1 pseudogene is annotated in these 306 nt (G+C 62.4%); it reads right to left on the minus strand.

The window, feature by feature from the left end:
* A pseudogene (locus tag SPHV1_RS25325) lies at positions 1-306 on the minus strand (ISNCY family transposase); the annotation flags it as partial.

The following is a 306-nucleotide window of genomic DNA, read 5'->3' on the forward strand; positions in this document are numbered from 1 at the left end:
TCCATGTAGGCGAAGGTGTTCTCGCTCTCGACCATCTGCAGGTGCATCAGCTCGCTGGTCGCATCGTCGATGAACACCAGCAGCGTGCACTGCGGCCCGCGATCCTCGAACCAATGATGCTTCGAACCATCGACCTGGATCAGCTCGCCGCGGCAGTCGCGGCGATAACGCGGCTGATAGGGACGTGGCCGACGGGCCTCGCGGTCCTTCCACAAACCCGCATCAATCATCAGCTGGCGAAGCGTCTCGCACGCTACCGTGATCCCATGGCGCTCAATCAGATACTCGCGCGCCAGTGTCGGGCCA

This window comes from Novosphingobium sp. KN65.2 (genome assembly GCF_001368935.1).
In the GTDB taxonomy this organism is placed as follows: Bacteria; Pseudomonadota; Alphaproteobacteria; order Sphingomonadales; family Sphingomonadaceae; genus Novosphingobium; species Novosphingobium mathurense.